General features: G+C 73.2%; 14 protein-coding genes and 3 tRNA genes. 8 read left to right on the plus strand and 9 right to left on the minus strand.

Annotation, left to right across the window (positions count from 1 at the left end):
- Positions 1–48: 48 nt before the first annotated feature.
- Genes HNR30_RS32055 through HNR30_RS32065 form a run of 3 tightly spaced genes read left to right on the plus strand, consistent with a single transcriptional unit; the run spans position 49 to position 5,195 of the window.
- The gene (locus tag HNR30_RS32055) at positions 49–1,164 is read left to right on the plus strand and encodes an alpha/beta hydrolase (protein ID WP_181613769.1); all 1,116 of its coding nucleotides are present in this window, start codon (positions 49–51) and stop codon (positions 1,162–1,164) included.
- A 27-nt stretch (positions 1,165–1,191) separates the two neighbouring features.
- On the plus strand, positions 1,192–4,482 hold the full coding sequence (locus tag HNR30_RS32060; RefSeq protein WP_181613770.1) for a WD40 repeat domain-containing serine/threonine-protein kinase: 3,291 nt from the start codon (positions 1,192–1,194) through the stop codon (positions 4,480–4,482).
- Entirely contained in the window at positions 4,479–5,195 is a 717-nt protein-coding gene (locus HNR30_RS32065; protein ID WP_312894784.1) for a sulfite exporter TauE/SafE family protein, read from the plus strand. Before HNR30_RS32060 ends, HNR30_RS32065 begins: the two co-directional genes overlap by 4 nt.
- Before the next feature lie 22 nt (positions 5,196–5,217).
- On the opposite strand, the gene HNR30_RS32070 is transcribed toward HNR30_RS32065, so the two are convergent.
- From HNR30_RS32070 to HNR30_RS32090, 5 genes are read right to left on the minus strand one after another with little or no spacing between them, the layout of a single operon-like run.
- On the minus strand, positions 5,218–6,426 hold the full coding sequence (locus HNR30_RS32070) for a serine/threonine-protein kinase (RefSeq protein WP_181613772.1): 1,209 nt from the start codon (positions 6,424–6,426) through the stop codon (positions 5,218–5,220).
- A gap of 37 nt (positions 6,427–6,463) precedes the next feature.
- Positions 6,464–7,963, minus strand: a complete 1,500-nt coding sequence (locus HNR30_RS32075; protein ID WP_181613773.1) for a M1 family metallopeptidase — start codon at positions 7,961–7,963, stop codon at positions 6,464–6,466.
- A 55-nt stretch (positions 7,964–8,018) separates the two neighbouring features.
- A complete protein-coding gene (locus HNR30_RS32080) occupies positions 8,019–8,564 on the minus strand; it encodes a hypothetical protein (protein WP_181613774.1) in 546 nt (181 codons plus the stop codon).
- Between the two features lie 32 nt (positions 8,565–8,596).
- Positions 8,597–10,165, minus strand: coding sequence for a cation:proton antiporter (locus HNR30_RS32085; protein WP_181613775.1), 1,569 nt, complete (start codon positions 10,163–10,165; stop codon positions 8,597–8,599).
- Positions 10,165–11,238: a hypothetical protein gene (locus HNR30_RS32090; RefSeq protein WP_181613776.1), complete on the minus strand. Its 1,074-nt coding sequence runs from the start codon at positions 11,236–11,238 to the stop codon at positions 10,165–10,167. The genes HNR30_RS32085 and HNR30_RS32090 overlap by 1 nt, the downstream gene beginning before the upstream one ends.
- Before the next feature lie 63 nt (positions 11,239–11,301).
- Between HNR30_RS32090 and HNR30_RS32095 the strand changes: the two genes are divergently transcribed.
- On the plus strand, positions 11,302–11,931 hold the full coding sequence (locus HNR30_RS32095; RefSeq protein ID WP_181613777.1) for a LysE family translocator: 630 nt from the start codon (positions 11,302–11,304) through the stop codon (positions 11,929–11,931).
- Positions 11,932–11,942: 11 nt separating this feature from the next.
- Here HNR30_RS32095 and HNR30_RS32100 read toward each other — a convergent pair.
- From HNR30_RS32100 to HNR30_RS32110, 3 genes are all read right to left on the minus strand, one after another.
- Positions 11,943–12,017, minus strand: a tRNA-Val gene (locus HNR30_RS32100).
- 13 nt (positions 12,018–12,030) lie between these two features.
- Positions 12,031–12,101: transfer RNA gene (locus HNR30_RS32105), tRNA-Cys, on the minus strand.
- A 15-nt stretch (positions 12,102–12,116) separates the two neighbouring features.
- A tRNA-Gly gene (locus HNR30_RS32110) sits at positions 12,117–12,188 on the minus strand.
- A gap of 113 nt (positions 12,189–12,301) precedes the next feature.
- On the opposite strand from HNR30_RS32110, the gene HNR30_RS32115 reads away from it, so the two are divergent.
- The 3 genes from HNR30_RS32115 (at position 12,302) to HNR30_RS32125 (ending at position 15,556) form a co-directional block, all read left to right on the plus strand.
- A complete protein-coding gene (locus HNR30_RS32115) occupies positions 12,302–12,982 on the plus strand; it encodes an ArsR/SmtB family transcription factor (RefSeq protein ID WP_181613778.1) in 681 nt (226 codons plus the stop codon).
- Between the two features lie 32 nt (positions 12,983–13,014).
- A complete protein-coding gene (hutH, locus tag HNR30_RS32120; protein ID WP_181613779.1) occupies positions 13,015–14,565 on the plus strand; it encodes a histidine ammonia-lyase in 1,551 nt (516 codons plus the stop codon).
- A 73-nt stretch (positions 14,566–14,638) separates the two neighbouring features.
- Positions 14,639–15,556: an SMP-30/gluconolactonase/LRE family protein gene (locus HNR30_RS32125; protein WP_181613780.1), complete on the plus strand. Its 918-nt coding sequence runs from the start codon at positions 14,639–14,641 to the stop codon at positions 15,554–15,556.
- On the opposite strand, the gene HNR30_RS32130 is transcribed toward HNR30_RS32125, so the two are convergent.
- Positions 15,546–16,700 carry a Rid family hydrolase gene (locus HNR30_RS32130; RefSeq protein ID WP_181613781.1) on the minus strand — a complete coding sequence of 385 codons (1,155 nt, stop codon included), beginning with the start codon at positions 16,698–16,700 and terminating at the stop codon, positions 15,546–15,548. The genes HNR30_RS32125 and HNR30_RS32130 overlap by 11 nt on opposite strands.
- A gap of 57 nt (positions 16,701–16,757) precedes the next feature.
- On the opposite strand from HNR30_RS32130, the gene HNR30_RS32135 reads away from it, so the two are divergent.
- Positions 16,758–17,624, plus strand: a complete 867-nt coding sequence (locus HNR30_RS32135; RefSeq protein WP_181613782.1) for a LysR family transcriptional regulator — start codon at positions 16,758–16,760, stop codon at positions 17,622–17,624.
- Positions 17,625–17,628: the final 4 nt, after the last annotated feature.

Here is a 17,628-nt window from a genome sequence, read left to right on the forward strand (position 1 = left end):
GGTGGGCCTCGTCTGGCGGGCGTCCGGCTTTCACCGTACTGTCTGATCATGCCGGACGTGCGAATCATCGTCGGCCCCGACGTCGTAGCCGACGCCGCGCTGCTCCAGGAGGTCGCCGAGCGCGAGTGCGCCGCGCTGGACGTCACCCTGGGCCGTGAGGGCGAGGCGGTCGTGGTCGTCTCCTCCGATCCCGACCTGGCCGGGCAGTTCCCCGGCGCGGTGTGGCTGGATCTGGCCAGGAACGACCACGGGCCCGACATCCACGGGCGGGGCGTGGCCGGGCTGACCTGGGCGGTGCGCAGGGCGGTGCACCGCCGGCGCCATCCCGGCGAGATCGTGGCCTACGGCACACATCCCGACCAGTGGGCGGAGCTGCACCTGCCGCCGGGTCCCGGGCCGCATCCCGTGGTGGCGCTGGTGCACGGCGGCTACTGGCGCTCGATCTGGGGCGCCGACCTGATGGACGCCCTCTGCGTCGACCTGCGCGAGCGCGGCTTCGCCGCGTGGAACCTGGAGTACCGCCGCCCCGACCTGCACGGCTGGGAGGCGACGGCGGCCGACGTGACCGACGGGCTGCGCAGGCTCGCCACCCTCGACGTGCCTCTCGACCTGGACAAGGTGGCGGTCGCCGGGCACTCGGCGGGCGGCCAGCTGGCCCTGCGGGCCGCGGCCGACCTGGCGGCGGACGAGAAACCCGGGAACGGTCCCGCCCTCTCGGCGGCGCTGGCCGTGTCGCTGGCCGGGGTGCTCGACCTCGTCGAGGGCGACCGGCGCTGGCTCAGCTCGGGAGCCGTGCGCTCGGCGCTCGGCGCGGTCGGCCCCGCCGGGCCGGGCCTGGCCCCCGGACTGACGCACCTGCCCGCGGGCGTCGAACCCGTGACCGGCGTCGAGCCCAGCCTGTACCAGAGCGAGCTGTTCAACTCCGTGTACGGCGACGCGAGCCCGCTGCACCGCCTGCCGCTGGGCGTGCGCCAGCTGATCGTCCAGGGCCGCAGCGACGACCTCGACCTGGTCGACTTCGCCCGCCGCTACGCCCGGGCCGCCAAGGAGGCGGGTGACGACGTGACCTACCTGGAGATGTCAGGAGACCACTTCGCGGTGATCAACCCGAAGGCCCCGATCTGGCAGACCACCGCCCTGGCCATCGCGAACGCCTTGCGGTAGGCGCCCGCTGGGCCGTACGAAAGAGGGATGCTGCCCGCCCACCCGACGAACGAACCGCAACGCCTCGACCGCTACTGGCTGGGACGGCGCCTGGGCACCGGCGGGCAGGGCGTCGTCTACGAGGCCTACGCCGACGACGGCACCCGCGTGGCCGTCAAGGTGCTGCACCACGCCTCGGGACGCATCGCCAAGGAGGTCGAGGCGGCCCAGCGGGTGGCCTCGTTCTGCACCGCGCGCGTCATCGAGGCCCGGCTGGACGCGCCGCGGCCCTACATCGTCAGCGAGTACGTCGACGGCCCGAGCCTGCGCCAGGCCGTCCAGCAGGGCAGGGTCTTCGCCGGCGACGACCTGCGCCGCCTGGCCACCGGGATGGCCACCGCGCTGGCCGCCATCCACCAGGCCGGTGTGGTGCACCGCGACCTGAAGCCGGCCAACGTGCTGCTCGGCCCCGACGGGCCGCGGGTGATCGACTTCGGCATCGCCCGCACCGAGGACATGTCGCTCACCACCGCCCAGGTCGTGGCGGGCACGCCGACGTACATGGCGCCCGAGGTGATCGCGGGTGAGCGGGCGGGCACCGCCGCCGACATCTTCGCCTGGGGCGCGGTGGTGCTGTTCGCCGCCACCGCCCGCGACCCGTTCGAGGCCGAGAGCCTGGGCGGGGTGATGTACCAGGTGCTCAGCCGCGAGCCCGACACCGGCATGCTGGTCGAGCCGCTGCGCTCGCTGGTCCCGGCAGCGCTGGCCAAGGATCCCCAGGCCAGGCCCAGCGCCGCCGAGCTGCTGTGGGCGCTGGTGGGCGGGCTGGACCTGGCGGGCGGCAGCCGTACGGCGGCGGGACTGGTCCGCCCCCGGGTGTCGGAGCGCGCGCTGGGCGAGCTGGCCGAGGAGGTGTACGAGCGGCTCGGCCAGAACGAACGCGACCTGGTCCCCGAGGTCTTCCTGCGCATGGTCGAGGCCGACGAGGAGGGCGCCGACGCGGTGCGCAGGGTGCCGCGCGAGGAGCTGACCGACGGGCGGCGCGAGGCCGACGAGGTCATCACCGCCTTCTCCCGGGCCGGGCTGATCTCGGCGGGCGACGGCTCGGTGATGATCGCCCATCCGGCGCTGCTGCGCGCCTGGCCGCAGCTGCGCGCCTGGCTCGACGACGAGCGCGAGGGCCTGGCCGTCCACCGCGGGCTGACCAGGGCGGCCCGCCAGTGGCACACCGGCGGCAGGCGTGACGGCGACCTCTACCAGGGCTCGGCGCTGGAGCACGCGCTGAGCTGGGCGGCGACCGGGCGACGGCGCCTGAGCCTGAACAGCGTCGAGAGCGACTTCCTGGCCGCGGCGTCGCGGCTGACCCGCCGCCGCACCACCAGGCGCCGCCTGGTCTCGGCGGCGCTGGCGGTGCTGCTGGCCGTGGCGCTGGGAGCGGGCGGCTACGCGGAGTACCAGCGGCGCACGGTCGCCGAGCAGCGCGACCAGGCCCTGGCCAAGGACGCCGCCCGGCGGGCGGAGAGCCTGCGCGTCACCGACCCGCTGCTGTCCAGGCGGCTGGCGGTGGCCGCCTGGCGGCTCGCGCCGGTCACCGAGGCCCGCTCGGCCCTGTACGGCGCGCAGACCCAGCGCGAGCTCGACGTGTTCGCCGACCCCGACCAGGGCCTGGGGGTGCGCGCCCTGTCGCCCGACGGCACGCGCCTGGCCTCGGTACGCGGGGGACAGGCCCGCGTCTGGGACGTGAAGGCCGCACGCGTGCTGCGCCAGTTCGCCGTGCGCGACGCCCAGGCGCTCGCGCTGGGCCCCGGAGCGCTGGCGGTGCTCGACGGCGGCTCGGTCGTGGTGCACGACCTGCGGAGCGGCGCCGCGGTGACGCCGGACGTCCCCGGCGTCACCGCGATCGGCTACGACGGCGACGTCCTGGTCCTGCGCGACGAGGGCGGCGTCACGCTGTGGAGGGACGGCACGCTGTTCGAGCGGCGCGGCAGCGGGCTCGGCGCCGTCGCCGTCGGCGCGGGCTGGGTCGCCCTGGTGAACCAGGAGGGCCAGGTGGAGCTGTGGGACCGCCAGAGCGGCCGCCGCACCAGGACCTTCCCGGTCAAGGAGGCCTACAGCCTGGCCTTCTCGCCCGGTGACAACGTGCTGGCCGTCGGCACCAGGGCGGAGATCGCCTTCTACGAGCCCGCCACGGGCGCGCACCGGGTGGAGCTGACCATGAGCCAGCCGCGGGCGGTGGAGCTGACCTTCACCGGCCGGGGGGAGCACCTGCTGGTCACCCAGTCCGACTCGCTCGGGCACAGCTACGAGGCGATGGCGTTGTGGCGGCTCGACGAGCCGGGCGGCCGGCCGTGGCGTTACTCCTTCGGCTACGAGTATCCGGAGACCGTCAGGGTGAGCGGGACCACCGCTTCCTACCTCACCACCTCCGGCCTGGTCCCCACCGTCGACCTGGCTCCCGACCTGGCATCGCGCGCCGCCGACGGCGAGGCGCCCGGCGTCACCGACGCGGGCGGCAGGCTGGTGGTCACCCGCCGCGGCGAGCAGGTGGCCGCCTTCACCGCCTCCACGCCGCAGGGCTCCTTCCAGTACGCCCTGCACGGCTCGCTGCTGGCCTACGGCGAGCAGGAGGGCGACCGGGTGCGCCTGTGGGACGTGCGCCAGGGCAAGGAGACGGCCGTGCTCGACGCGCCCGTCGGCCCGCTGCGCTTCAGCCCGGACGGCCAGGTGCTGGCGATCGGCAACCAGATCTGGGACGTGCGCTCGCGCAAGCTCACCCGCACGATCGCGGAGATCTCGGATGTCGTGGCGATCGGCCCCAAGGGGCAGGCCCTCGCGAACGCGCTGGCGGGCACATGGTACGGATTGGGGGTGGATGTCACGACCGGCGCCAGGACGGCGCTCCCCCTCGGGTACATCGGCGCCGCCGCGTTCAGCCCGGACGGCCGCACCGTGGCGGTCGGCGACAACGACGGCCGCCTGCAGTTCCTCGACGCGGCCACCTGGCGCAGGATCGGCCCCTCACTCGGCGGGCACACCGACGACATCGGGCAGATCGTCTTCTCTCCCGACGGCACGATGGCGGCCACCTCCGGCAACGACACGACGCTGCGCCTGTGGGACGTGGCCGGCCAGCGACCGCTGGGCCTGCCGATCGAGCCCGTCTCCGGGGAGTCGTCGTTCGCCTCCGGCCGGCTCCACTCCGGTGGCGTGCCGGTGCTCGACCTCGACGGCGACCGGGCCGCCGCGGCGGTCTGCGCGGCCGCCGGGCGCGGGCTCGACGAGCGGGAATGGTCACGGCACCTGCCCGGAGTCGCCTTCCGAGAGACCTGCCCCCGGTGACCGAGTTCTTCGGGCTGCTCGGCATCGGGGTGCTGAGCGGGATCCTCAGCACGGTCGTCAGCCTCGCCTCCGTGCTGTCGTACCCGGCGCTGCTGGCCTTCGGCCTGCCGCCGGTGGCGGCCAACGTGACCAACACCGTGGCGCTGGTCTTCACCGGCCTGGGCGGCGCGATCGGCTCCCGCCCCGAACTCGTCGGCCAGGGCGAGCGGGTCAGGCGCCTGGGCTGGGTCACCGCGCTCGGCGGGGCGGCGGGCGCGGCCCTGCTGCTGCTCACCCCCGCCCGCGCCTTCGAGCTGGTGGCGCCCTGGCTGATCGCCGCCGCCTCCCTGCTGATCATCCGCCCGCCCGCCGCCACGCACGAGCACGGCCCGCTGATGAAGGTCGCGCTGTTCGGCGTGGCGATCTACGTCGGCTACTTCGGCGCGGCGGGCGGCGTGCTCATGTTCGCCGTGTTGTCGGCCATGTTCGACCAGCTCCCGATGCGCAACAACGCGCTCAAGAACGTGCTGTCGGCGCTGGCCAACGTGGTCGCGGCCACCGGCTTCGCGCTGTTCGGCCCGGTCGACTGGCCCTCGGTGCCGCCGCTGGCCCTGGGCTTCCTGGCCGGCGGCTGGATCGGACCGGCCATCGCCCGGCGGCTGCCCGGCCGCACCCTGCGCTACCTCATCGCCGTCTGCGGGCTGGGCGTGGCGCTGAAGCTGGCCTTCCTGTAGCGCCTCCAGCAGGCCGGACCGGTCAGCGCAGCCGGATGTCGGCCATCGACGCCGCCAGCACCGCGGCCGCCATCAGCGCGGCCACCGCGCCGACCAGCACCCGCTGCAGCACCACGCGCCTGCGCCGCAACCGCGCCGTCTCGATCAGGCAGGGACGCCGCTCGGCCACCCACCGGTGCAGCCGAGGCCAGGCGCGCAGCAGGACCAGCTGACGCAGGGTGACCCGTCCGTCGTCGACCGTCAGCAGCCCCGCCGCGGCGAAGTGGTGGACGATCGAGGCGGGAAGCGTTGCGAGAGGCGCGTGCCGTACGGTGTCGCGGCCCTGGTCGTCGACGCCGATCAGGGCCAGGAGCGTCTGCGGCACCAGGGGGCGCTGCGACGGGGGCAGGCTCAGGTAGCGCGACTCGGCGATCTCGCCGATGCCGGGACGCGGGACGGTGGCCAGCGACGCCGCCTCCCGGCTGCCCCGCTTCGGGTCCCACGTGCCCAGCAGTGCCAGCAGCAGCTCGCGCGCGCTCGGCCGCTGCGCGGGGTCCTTGGCCAGCGCCGCGCCGACGAGCGTGCGCAGCGGCTCGGCCAGCGCGCCCAGGTCGGGGGCTCCCGACAGCACCAGGTGCATCACCCCGTCGGGGGCGGGGTCGTCGAACACGTCGCGTCCGGTGGCGGCGAACAGCATGACCGCGCCCCAGGCGAAGACGTCGGCCGCGGGCCCCGACGGGCGGCCGGCGAACAGCTCGGGCGCCAGGTAGGCGGGCCAGAGCTCCGCGGCGCGCGCCACGCCGAACCCGGTCACCCTCGGGCCTTCCGGGCCGATCAGCACGGTGTCGGGCCGCAGGTCGCGGTGGATCACGCCGGCCTCGTGGATGGCCACCAGGGCGGTGGCGGTGCCGATCGCCAGGCGGCGCAGCCGGTCGGGGCCGAACGGCCCTTCGAGCCCGACCAGCGCCCGAAGGTTCGGGCCCGGCACGAACTCGCTGACGGTGTAGGCCGGGCAGGCCGGGTCCTGCTCGGCCCGGGCGTCGATGACCCGGGCCGTGCAGTGACCGGCCACCCGCATGATGGCGGGCAGATCCCTGCGGAGGCGGGTGGTGCCCGATGGCACCATCCTGATCGCCACCCGCTGCCCGCAGGGATCGTATCCCTCGTAGACCTCGGTCCGGCCGAGCCGGCCGGCCACCCAGTAGTCTCCCAGGCGCGCCGGATCTCCCGCGCGCAGAGCCAGTGCACTCACAGGGGCTTTGTCGCTGTGAACAGGGAAAAGGTTGTCTCTAGAGAGGTCCGTGGAGCCTTTCGTGGGTCTTTTTGTGGGATTCCAGGAAGTTTGGCCCCGCGGATTGTGATCTCGTTGAGACCAACGTGTCCGGAGCAGGCCGCTCGGCGGGCTTGGCCGGGGTGTACAGCCAGGTCTGGAAGAGCGCGTCGAGCTGCCTGCCGGCCTTCCTCTCGGCCAGCGACACGAACTCCCCGGTGTCGGCGTTGCCGTGCTGCTTGATCCTGGCCCAGGTCCTCAGGATGTCGAAGAAGACCGCGTCGCCCACCTCGCTGCGCAGCGCCTGCAGGGTCATGCCGCCGCGCCAGTAGACGGAGGCGTAGAAGAGGAACGCGGGCGTCGGATCGCCCGGCACCCGCATCCAGAAGCGCGGATGGTCGGCGGGGATCTCGTCGTAGAGGCCGTTGGCGAGCTCGGCGGCGGTGCCCGTGCCCTGCTTCTCCGACCACAACCACTCGGCGTAGGTGGCGAAGCCCTCGTTGAGCCAGATGTCCTTCCAGCGCTTGAGCGCCACGCTGTCGCCGAACCACTGGTGGGCGTTCTCGTGCACGACCACGCCGACGTCGGTGGCGCCGTCGAAGAAGACCGAGTCGTAGACCGGCTGGGTCTGCGTCTCCAGGGCGAAGCCGACGTTCTCGTTGACCACCGAGCCGCCCATCGAGCCGAACGGGTAGCGGCCGAACAGGCTCGCCAGGTGGCCGACGACCTCGGGTGTGCGTTCGACGCTGTCCTTGGCGAACCGCTCGCGCGGGCCGAGCGTGGGGTCGTAGGCGGTCAGGACCGGCAGGCCGCGGTGCGTGCGCTGCCGTACCTCCAGGTCGCCGACGAACAGCGTGGCCAGGTAGGAGGCCATCGGCTTGTCCATCCTCCACCGGTAGGTGGTGCGGCCCTCGCGGGTGCGCGTTCCGGTCAGGACGCCGTTGCTGATCGCCTCCGTGCCCTGGGGGACGGTGACCGCGATGTCGTAGGTCGCCTTGTCGAGCGGGTGGTCGTTGCTGGGGAACCACCACCAGGCGACCTCCGGCTGGCCCAGCGCCAGCGCGCCGCCGGCGCGTTTGACCCACGGCTTGACGACCCCGGGCACGTCGTGGGCCGAGGGGGTGTCGGCGTAGGCGACCTCGACGGTGAACGGCACGCCCTTGGCCAGCGTGCGGCCGGGCGTGATCTCCAGCTCGTGCGTGCCGGTCCTGGCGAAGGCCGCCGCGCGCCCGTTGACCTTCACCTCCTGTACGGCCAGCAGGAAATCGAGGTTGAAGCGGCTCAGGTGCTGGGTGGCGGTGGCCACGATGGTGGCCCTGCCCTTCAGCAGGTCGGCGCCCGGCTGGTAGTCGAGGCGCAGGCTGTAGTGCCTGGCGTCGTAACCGCCGTTGCCGTAGTCGGGGAAGTAGGCGTCGCCGATGCCCGGCGCTCCCGGGGTACCGCGAACACCCGCCGCCTGGGCGGGTGCGGCGACGAGCGGCAGGGCCAGCAGGACGCTGGTGAGGGTCTTCGCGAGCATGCCCCAGAAGCTACGCCCGGCCCCCCGGCGGTGTCGGGCGATTGGCCGGGACGGGTCACTCCCGGTGGAACGGACGGGTCGTGTCGTCGGGATTCGGCTGACCGTAGGGCGGCTGCTGGTGCACCTGCTGGTGCTGCGTCTCCTGCGGAAGCGGCTGGTAGGGCTGCGGGGTCCAGGCGGCGGGGCGGATCCTGGCCCGCCACCGCGACGGGAAGAACGAGGCGACCAGCAACGTCAGGCCGAGCGCGAGCATCAGGCCGGTGTAGAGCAGCGTGTCGAGCCCCAGGGCGAACTCCGAGGGCAGGAGCGTGCTGACGTTCACGCGGAAGCCGTCGAGCACCATCCCCGCGAAGGGCACCACGCCCAGGGCCGTGTAGGCCAGTCCCGGCAGCAGCGAGGCCAGCGGCGACAGGCGCGAGCCCATCGCGAACCCCAGCAGGGCCGCGGCGGCCAGGAGCACCGGCAGCCCGATCCAGGGCAGGTAGAACATCCGCATCCCCGTGACCACCCTGGTCAGGCCGAAGGTGAGACCGGCCAGGACGATCGGCGTGAGCAGCAGCCCGGCGACGGCGCCGAGCCCATGGCGTGCACCGTTACTCATGGGATGAGACGCTACCCACGTTTCGTCCGGATTTACAGCGCGCCTGCGCTGTGCAGGTCGAGGCGGTGCAGCACCTGGTCGGCGGCCTGGGGGTCGACACCCGGTTCGCGGCGCGCGGTCAGGATCTCGCGACGCGCGGCCTCCACCATCTCGGTGTCGATGCGCCGCACCTTGCGCATGAGCTCGCCCCGCTGCTCCAGCTGCTGCTTGTAGTCGGCGAACTCGTCGTCGGCCGGCTCGTCGCCGAGCGCCGCCAGCATCATGCGCTGGCGGCCCCGCAGCCGTCCCACGATCTCGTCCGGCACGTCCTCGGACCGCTCCAGCTCCTCCAGCCGGGCCAGCGCCGCGCGGCCCGCGCGGATGGCCAGCGGCTTGGTGGCCGCCTCGAGCGCGTCTGCCTCGGCCCGCACGCCCAGCGCCGAGACCAGCGTCGGCAGCGTCAGCCCAGGAAGCACCAGGGTGACGACGATGACGGCGAAGGCGGCCAGCAGCAGGTCTCCCCGCGCCGGAGTGGCCAGCGGCAACGCCAGGGCCAGCGCCAGCGTGGCCAGGCCGCGCATGCCGCAGAAGCCCAGCACGAGGTCCTCGCGCCGGCTCGCCGAGGCCTGGTCCTGGCCGGAGACCCGGCGTGCGATCGGGCCCGCGAACATCATCCACACGAAGCGCACCACCACGACGGTCAGGCAGATCAGCAGGGCGCTGCCCAGGTCGGCCCCGCCGGTGTCGATCACCTCGCGCAGCTCCAGGCCGATGAGGCCGAACGCCAGGCCGGTGATGAGCAGCTCCAGCGTGTCCCAGAACGCGCCGCCGTACAGGCGGTCGCTCACGCCGAGGTCGTCGAAGCCCGAGCGGCCCATCGTCAGCCCGGCGGCCAGCACCGCCAGCACGCCGGAGGCGGCGATCGCGTCGGCGGCCAGGTAGGTGGCGAACGGGACCACGAGGGTCAGGCCGCTGCGCGCGGTCAGCTCGGCGATGCCGTCGCGCAGCCTCTTGGCGAGCAGGCCGACGCCGATCCCGAGCAGCACGGCGACGGTCGCCTCGTAGAGAAAGTTCAGCACGGCGGTCGGCAGGGAGTAGCTGCCGCTGGCCATGGCCGCCACCGCTCCGCCGTACACGACCAGGGCGGTCGCGTCGTTGCACAGGCCCTCGGTCTGCAGCGTGGTGACCAGGCGGCGGGGCAGTTTGAGCGGCTCGGCCACCGCCTCGGCGGCGACCGGGTCGGGCGGCGCGGTCAGCGCGCCCAGCGCCACCGCGGCGGCCACGGTCACGCCAGGAATCACCAGCCAGGCGGTCCAGGCGACCGCGGCCACCGTGACCAGCACCAGCGCGCCCGCCATCCACAACACCGTGCGGCGCTTGGCCCACAACATGGCCCACGAGGTGCGCTGGGCGGCGGCGAAGATCAGCGGAGGCAGGAACAGCGGCAGGATCAGGTCCGGCTCGATGGAGATCATCGGGATGCCCGGCACCAGCGCGAGCACCACGCCCAGCAGCAGCACCAGCACGGGGTAGGGCCGGCGGATGCGCTCGCCCACGCCCACCAGCAGCACGGTGGCGAGCATGAGGCCGAGCACCACCGCCAGCTGCCCGAGAGCGTCCATCACGCGTCCCCTCGATCGCGGGTCCTGGCCACCAGGTCCTTCAGGTCGGCCACGATCGGGCGGAAGAAGTCGGCCCGGTCGCCGGAGTTGGTCATCGTGCTGACCGCGAAGTTCATCGCCCCGAACCCGGCCAGCAGCGCCGCGCACCGCAGCAGCGCCTGTGGCACGCCGAGCACGTGCGAGGGCTTGGGCGTCGCTCCCACCCAGATCTTCGCCGTGGCCGGATCGACCGCGATCACGCCGAGGACCGTGAAGAACACGAAGACGCCCAGCCCCACGACGGTCGCCTGGACGAGCTGGCGGGTGGCCAGCACGGTCAGCAGGTTCCAGTGCGCCCCGCCCGACAGGGCCGAGGCGGTCTTGGCGTCCTCCAGCTCGTCGCGCAGGTGGCTGGCGCTGGCGATCACCGTGACCAGCGCGAACAGCAGCAGGACGAGGGTCAGGCGTTTCCAGCTGATGTGGTCGCCCAGCTGCCACACCTCGGCGCTCAGGAACGCCAGGAAGGTGACGAAGAGCATGCTCGGCATGGCCCGGCCGTGCAGCTTGCCGGAGTTCTTCAGGTCGGTCAGCGACTGCTTGGCCGCGATGCGGATCAGCGCGACCACGCCGAGGTTGACGCCCACGCAGCAGAGCACCAGCCAGAGGGCCGCTCCCACCGCCAGCGTCACCGCCAGGCCAGCGGCGGCCCAGGCAGGGTCGGCCTCCAGCCCGTCGGAGAGCTCCATGTAGGCGGGGGCGCCGTTCTTGGCGTAGTCGGCGACCACGATCAGCGCGGGAGCCAGGACGAACAGCGGCGGCACGGCCAGCGCCGCCCAGCGCGGCATCACATGCCGTCGCTCCCTGAGCGGCCGGCACGCCACCCACGTCAGTGCCGCCGCGCACGAGCCGCCCACGGCCATCCACAGCATGTCCCAGCTCTCCAGCGGCAGGAAGATCGCCGCCACCAGCGCTCCGAGATAGAAGGCCAGGCCGGGCAGCATCCTGGGCAGCACGTGGGTGCGCGCGCTCCACCCCTTGACGAGCTGCGGCAGGCCGTTGGCCACCAGGAGGCGCTCGACGGCGTCCGGTTGCATGGGGGTCAGCCAAGCACGCGGCGTGATCACCGGGCCGGGCGCAACGCCCCTTATGGTGGATTCATGGACTCCCTTCCGCAGATCCTGGCGTTCGCCGGGGTGGTGATGCTGGGCTCGATGTCGCCCGGGCCCGACTTCGCCGTCGTGGTGCGCCGCTCGGTGCAGTCAGGGCGCGGCCACGGCATGGCCGCGGCGGCGGGCATCGCGGTGGGGGTCTTCTTCTGGGTGGTCGCCGCGGCCACCGGCATCGCCGCGCTGCTGGCCGCCTCGGCGCTGGCCTTCACCGTCGTCAAGGTGGTGGGCGCCGCCTACCTGCTCTACCTGGGCGTGCGCGCCTGGCTGGCGGCCGGTCGCACGGCCGGGCCCGACGCGAGCGGCGCCCCTGCCCGTGGCGGCCGGGTGTCGGCCTTCAGCGAGGGGCTCCTGACGAACGCGCTCAACCCCAAGGTCGCGATCTTCATGATCGCGCTGGTGCCGCAGTTCGTGTCGGCGGGGGCGGGGATGGCGCAGGTGCTGACGCTCTCGGCCGCGGCGCTGGTCACCAACGCGTTGTGGTTCGGGGCGCTGGCCAACCTGGTGGCGGTGCTGCGGAGGTTTCTGGCCAGGCGGCGGGTGCGCCGGGCGGTCGACTACGTGACGGGCACCGCCCTGATCGGGCTCGGGGTGCACCTGGCGGTCTCGAAGGCGCCGTGAGAAGAGGGAGATGGTGGACGATACTGGGATTGAACCAGTGACCTCTTCCGTGTCAGGGAAGCGCTCTCCCGCTGAGCTAATCGTCCGCGTTCTGCATCGAGGTGGAGACGGGATTTGAACCCGTGTGGACGGCTTTGCAGGCCGCTGCCTCGCCTCTCGGCCACTCCACCGAGCCGGAAGCTCCGAGCGGAAGACGGGATTCGAACCCGCGACCCTCACCTTGGCAAGGTGATGCTCTACCCCTGAGCCACTTCCGCGTTGCCGCTCGTTCGCGGCGACGTAGGCAACTGTAGCGAATACTGGGCGAGTCCCCAAACCGGATTGCATCCTTCGGTGAGCGTCGAAGTGTCGCGGCGGTACGGTCGGAGGCATGGAGGCGGACATCGCGCCGGTCGCGGCGCTCATGGCGGATCCCACGAGGGCGACGATGCTGACGGCGCTGCTGTCGGGCCGGGCGCTGGCGGCGGGCGAGCTGGCCAGGCTCGCCGGGGTGAGCGCGCCCACGGCCAGCGCGCATCTGGCCAAGCTGCTCGACGGAGGCCTGGTCGAGGCGGTCAAGCAGGGCAGGCACCGCTACTACCGGCTCAAGGGGCACGAGGTCGCCGAGGTGCTGGAGACGCTGGCGAGGATCAGCGCTCGCCCCGCCGTGCGAAGCCTGCGGCAGTCGAGTCAGGCCAGGCAGCTTGAGGAGGCCAGGACCTGCTACGACCACCTGGCGGGGCGGGCGGGCGTGGCCCTGTTCGACGGGATGCGGGAACGCGGCTACCTGGCCGGGGGCGAGGTGACCGCCGAGGGGGAGCGCGTGCTCGGGCGGCTCGGCGTGGACGTCGAGGGCGCCAGGAGGGCGCGCAGGCGGTTCGCGCCCGAGTGTCTCGACTGGACCGAGCGCAGGGCCCACCTGGGCGGGGCGCTCGGCGCCGCGCTGACCGGGGTCCTGCTGGAGGAGGAGTGGCTGGTCAGGGGGCGCGCGCCCAGGTCGATCGTGGTGACGGAGAAAGGAAGAAGGGGGCTGGAGGCGACGTTCGCCTGTAAGGAGCTAACATCGCATTAGCCTGTTACCGAGCTGCGAGAGAGTGCGTGAGTATGCGCGACAACGGAGTCGTGAACGTCGGCCCAGAGCCGCTGAGCTTCGCCGACGTGGTCAAGGTGGCCAGAGGAGGCGCCGCCGTGCGCCTCACCGAGGACGCCGTCGCCGCCATCGCGGCGGCCCGCCAGCGGGTGGAGGAGCTGGCCGAGAGCCCGGTGCCCGCCTACGGCATCTCCACCGGTTTCGGCGCGCTGGCCACCCGCCACATCGATCCCGCCCTGCGCGCGCAGTTGCAGCGATCGCTCGTGCGCTCGCACGCCGCGGGCAGCGGCCCCGAGGTGGAGACCGAGGTCGTGCGCGCGCTGATGCTGCTGCGCCTGCACACCCTGGCGACCGGGCACACGGGTGTACGGCCGACCACGGCCAAGGCGCTGGCGGGGCTGATCAGCGCGGGGATCACCCCGATCGTGCACGAGTACGGCTCGCTGGGCTGTTCCGGTGACCTGGCGCCGCTGGCCCATGTGGCGCTCGCCCTCATGGGGGAGGGTTCCGTCCGCGACAGGTCCGGAACTGTCACCTCCGCGTCCGAGGCGCTGAAGCAGGCCGGCATCGAGCCGGTCGAGCTGGCCGCCAAGGAGGGCCTGGCCCTGATCAACGGCACCGACGGCATGCTCGGCATGCTGATCCTGGCCATCGACGACCTGACCAGGCTCCTCAAGACCGCCGACATCAGCGCCGCGATGAGCGTCGAGGCGCTGCTCGGTACCGACCGGGTCTTCGCCCCCGAGCTGCAGGCCCTGCGCCCGCACCCGGGCCAGGCCCTGGCCGCCGCCAACATGACCAAGATCCTCGACCGGTCCGGGATCATGGCCAGCCACCGCGACCCCGAGAACTGCACCCGCGTCCAGGACGCCTACTCCCTGCGCTGCGCCCCCCAGGTCGCCGGCGCCGCCCGCGACACCGTCGACCACGCCGCCAGGGTCGCCACCTGGGAGCTGGCCAGCGCCGTCGACAACCCCGCGGTGCTCGCCGACGGGCGCGTGGAGTCCAACGGCAACTTCCACGGCGCCCCCGTGGCGTACGTCCTGGACTTCCTGGCCGTGGTCGCCGCCGACGTGGCCTCCATGTCCGAGCGCCGCACCGACCGCTTCCTCGACAAGGCGCGCAACCACGGACTGCCCGCCTTCCTGGCCGACGACCCCGGCGTCGACTCCGGCCACATGATCGCGCAGTACACCCAGGCCGCGATCGTCAGCGAGATGAAGCGCCTGGCCGCCCCGGCCAGCGTCGACTCCATCCCGTCGAGCGCCATGCAGGAGGACCACGTCTCCATGGGCTGGGGCGCCGCACGCAAGCTGCGCCGCTCCGTCGACGGGCTGACCAGGGTGCTGGCCGTGGAGATCCTCACCGCGGCGCGCGCCCTCGACCTGCGCGCCCCGCTCACCCCTGCCCCCGCCACCGCGGCGGTGGTGGCGGCGCTGCGCGAGACGATCCCCGGCCCCGGCACCGACCGCTACCTGGCCCCCGAGATCGAGTCCGCGGTCCGGCTGGTGGCCGACGGCGTCGTGGTCTCGGCCGTGGAGGCGGTCACCGGCCCGCTGGCCTGACTTCCTGGCAAGTCGCTGTGAAGTGGCTCTGTGCCCCTTTGTCCGCCTGGGAAAGAGGGGCACAGTGACCCTCATGAAGTTGAGGATCATCGCCACCGCGGTGGCCTGCGTCACGCTGACGGTCATGAGTGCCGCGCCCGCCCAGGCCGGGCCCCCGCGCCCCGACACCATCGCCCTGCCCAACGGCTGGCAGCCCGAGGGCATCGCCATCGACCGCGACGGGCAGGCCTACTTCGGCTCCCGCGCGACGGGCTCCATCTACCGGGCCGATCTGAAGACGGGCCAGGGCACGATCATCAGCCAGGGTCCCGGCACCCCCTCGCTCGGCCTCAAGACCGACAAGCGGGACCGCCTGTTCGTCGCGGGCGGCACCGGCGGCGACGCCCGCGTGATCGACACCGGGACCGGCGCGGTGCTGAAGAGCTACCAGCTGGCCGCGGCCGGCGCGAGCTTCGTCAACGACGTGATCCTGCACCGCGGCGCCGCGTACTTCACCGACTCGCGCAACCCGGCGATCTACAAGCTGACCCTGGGACGGCGCGGCGCCCTGCCCGAGGCGGCCACCGCGATCCCGCTCACCGGCGCCATGCAGTACACGACCGGCAACAACGCCAACGGCATCGAGGTCACCCCCGACCGCACCGGCCTGCTGATCGTGCAGTCGAACACCGGCAAGCTCTTCCGCGCCGACCCCGCCAGCGGCGTCACCACCGAGGTGGACCTGGGCGGCGAGACCCTCGTCAACGGCGACGGCCTGCTGCTGCGCGGCACCACCCTCTACGTGGTGCAGAACCGCCTCAACACCGTCACCGTGCTGACCCTCGACGAGGCGGCCACCAAGGGCACGGTCACCAAGCGCATCACCGACCCGCGCTTCGACGTGCCCACCACGGTCGCGGCGTGGCGGGGCAGGCTCTACCTGCCCAACGCCCGCTTCACCACCACGCCGACGCCCGAGACGCCCTACACCGTCGTCGCCGTCAAGAAGTGAGGCTGACGATCAGGTCGACCTCCAGGAGGAGTCCGGGCACGAACAGCCTGGACACCTCCACGGTCGTGCTCGCGGGCGGCGTGCCGGTGATGTAGCGCCGCCGCACCGCGCCGTAGGCCGCCCGCTGGTCCATGTCGACCATGTAGCTGCGGATGAAGGCGATGTCGCGGAAGGAGGCGCCCTGGTCGGCGAGGATCCTGCCGATGTTCTCGAAGATCGCCTCCGCCTGGGCCGTCATGTCGCCCTCGCCGACGACCTTGCCGTCGGCGTCGAGGGCGACCTGCCCGGAGACGTAGAGGGTGCCGCCCGCGCGCACCGCGTGGGAGTACATGCCGTTGGTCGCCGGCACCGTGGCGGGATTGACCGGTACGGCACGCGCCAGGCCGGCCTGCGCCACGTACGGCGCCACCGAGGACAGGTCACGCGTGCCGTACCCCTCGGCGATGGCCCCGTCGAGCCTGCCCAGCGCCGCGCCCGCCAGGGTCGAGCCCTCCCAGGCGCCCAGGCGCAGGTCCTTGGCGGCCAGTTCGAGGGCGTAGCGTGTCTGCTCCGACGGCACGCGCAGCCGCTCGGCCACGGCGCCGAGCGGGGTGGCGCCCAGCACGTCCAGCAACGCGTCACGGTCGACGCCGTGCGCGGCGCCGTACGCCAGCGTCTCGGCGACCAGCACCTGCGCGGGCACGACCGTGTTCATCACCGCGAGCTTCATGGCCGCCCCCGCCCCGAGCGGCCCCAGCTCGCGCACGGTCCCGAAGGCCGACAGCACCTCGCGCACGCCTGACACCTCGCCGCCCGCCAGGACGGTCAGCGTGCCGTCGGCGGCGGGCTGCACGCTGCCCAGCACCGGCGCGTCGACCAGGGCGATCTCGGGGGGGAGCAGCGCCCTGACCCGACGGACCGCCTCGGGCCCGATCGTGGACATCTCCACCACCGTCGTCCCCGGTTTCAGGGCGGGGAGCGCGTCGCCGAGCACCTCCAGCACCGCATCGCCGTCACGCAGCATCGTGATCACGACGTCGGCCCCGGCGACCGCGCCGGCCACCGGCCCGTCTCCGCGCCGCCACGTCGTCACGTCGTGCCCGGTGTCCGTCAGCCGTCGTGCCATGGGCACGCCCATGCGGCCCTGTCCAAGGAAAGCAATCATGTGGCCATTCAAGGGATTCGTCAGGCATTCCACAAACGACTAGATTGCATGGCAGCCATGCTTGAGATGAATGCCTTGCGATTGTTCGACGAGATCGCCCGCAGCGGATCGTTCACCGCGGCGGGCGAACTGCTGGGCTACACCCAGTCCGCGGTATCGCGCCGCGTGGCCGCCCTGGAGCGGGAGGCGGGCGGCCCGCTGTTCGAACGGCTGGCCAGGGGAGTACGGCTGACGCCTGCGGGCACCGCGCTCCACCGCCACGTCGTGGGCGTGCTGGAGCGGCTGGAGCGGGCGGGCGAGGAGCTGGCCGCGATCCACCGCGGCACGGGCGGCACCCTGCGCATCGGCTCCTTCTCCACCGCCAACGTGCACCTCGTGCCGTCGGCGCTGCGCCGCCTGGCCCGTCCGGGGCTGGAGGTGCAGCTGGTCGAAGGGCTCTCCCCGGTCCTGGTCGAGCGGCTGAACGCCGGCGCCCTGGACGTGGCGGTGATCAGCGACTACCCGGCCGGGCTGCCGACCTCGCCGGTCGGGCTGGTGCCGTTGAAGGAGGACGAGCTGCTGGTCGCGCTGCCGAGCGAGCACCGGCTGGCCGCGAGCGACGAGATCGAGCTGGCCGACCTGGCGGGGGAGACCTGGATCGAGGCGGCACCGCGCGGCCAGCCGACCCTGCTGACGCAGGCGGCCACGGCGGCCGGGTTCACCCCGCGCGGAGGGCTGCGGGTGGCCGAATGGTCGGGCAAGTTCGGCTTCGTCACCGCCGGGCTGGGCGTCACGCTCGTGCCCGAACTGGCCGCGCGTGCGGTGCCCGAGGGCGTGGTGCTCAAGCGGCTGAGCGGGTCGCTGCCGTCCAGGCGCGTCTACGCCGCCCTGCCGCCCTCCCCGCTGCCCGCCGCGCTGGAGCTCGTCGAACTCCTGAAACAATAGGGAC

This window comes from Nonomuraea soli, from assembly GCF_013761175.1.
Classification (GTDB): Bacteria; Actinomycetota; Actinomycetes; order Streptosporangiales; family Streptosporangiaceae; genus Nonomuraea; species Nonomuraea soli.

Coding starts and splice junctions, on each gene's coding strand:
- HNR30_RS32060 (WP_181613770.1), top strand. CDS start 1,192: ATGCTGCCCGCCCACCCGACGAACGAACCGCAACGCCTCGACCGCTAC.
- HNR30_RS32090 (WP_181613776.1), bottom strand. CDS start 11,238: ATGCAACCGGACGCCGTCGAGCGCCTCCTGGTGGCCAACGGCCTGCCG.
- HNR30_RS32085 (WP_181613775.1), bottom strand. CDS start 10,165: ATGGACGCTCTCGGGCAGCTGGCGGTGGTGCTCGGCCTCATGCTCGCC.
- HNR30_RS32055 (WP_181613769.1), top strand. CDS start 49: ATGCCGGACGTGCGAATCATCGTCGGCCCCGACGTCGTAGCCGACGCC.
- HNR30_RS32075 (WP_181613773.1), bottom strand. CDS start 7,963: ATGCTCGCGAAGACCCTCACCAGCGTCCTGCTGGCCCTGCCGCTCGTC.
- hutH (WP_181613779.1), top strand. CDS start 13,015: ATGCGCGACAACGGAGTCGTGAACGTCGGCCCAGAGCCGCTGAGCTTC.
- HNR30_RS32125 (WP_181613780.1), top strand. CDS start 14,639: ATGAAGTTGAGGATCATCGCCACCGCGGTGGCCTGCGTCACGCTGACG.
- HNR30_RS32130 (WP_181613781.1), bottom strand. CDS start 16,700: ATGATTGCTTTCCTTGGACAGGGCCGCATGGGCGTGCCCATGGCACGA.
- HNR30_RS32095 (WP_181613777.1), top strand. CDS start 11,302: ATGGACTCCCTTCCGCAGATCCTGGCGTTCGCCGGGGTGGTGATGCTG.
- HNR30_RS32135 (WP_181613782.1), top strand. CDS start 16,758: ATGCTTGAGATGAATGCCTTGCGATTGTTCGACGAGATCGCCCGCAGC.
- HNR30_RS32115 (WP_181613778.1), top strand. CDS start 12,302: ATGGAGGCGGACATCGCGCCGGTCGCGGCGCTCATGGCGGATCCCACG.
- HNR30_RS32080 (WP_181613774.1), bottom strand. CDS start 8,564: ATGAGTAACGGTGCACGCCATGGGCTCGGCGCCGTCGCCGGGCTGCTG.